This is a genomic window from Pseudomonas sp. PNPG3 (assembly GCF_023093815.1).
Taxonomy (GTDB): domain Bacteria; phylum Pseudomonadota; class Gammaproteobacteria; order Pseudomonadales; family Pseudomonadaceae; genus Aquipseudomonas; species Aquipseudomonas asiatica.
This window is the reverse complement of sequence record NZ_JALLKV010000183.1, coordinates 1-281: the sequence shown is the minus strand read 5'-3', so window position 1 is coordinate 281 and position 281 is coordinate 1. Positions and strand designations below refer to the sequence as shown.

The 281-nt window shown below is 67.3% G+C and carries 1 protein-coding gene; it reads left to right on the top strand.

The annotated features are described in order from the left end of the window. Nucleotides 1–281: hypothetical protein (locus tag MJ643_RS30660; RefSeq protein WP_247727305.1), on the top strand; the 281-nt coding region annotated here is incomplete at both ends.

Below are 281 nucleotides of genomic sequence, written 5' to 3'. Positions count from 1 at the left end.
CGATCAGCTACGATGCGCGCTATCTGCGTGCGATCGGCATCAGCGAAGGGGGCTTTCTCGGCACGGCGGGCGAGACCTTCGGCGACATTGGCGTGATCGACAACGGCAGCGGCACCATCTCGTTCGTGTTCAACACCCTGGTCGGCGCGGTGCCGGGCGCCTTCGGCAGCGGCGCGCTGGCCAATATCCGCTTCGAGGCGATCGGGGTCGGCAGCTCGGCGCTGTCGTTTGGCGACGTGGCGTTCCTCGACAGCGGCCTGGGCGAGATCGCGCTCGATATC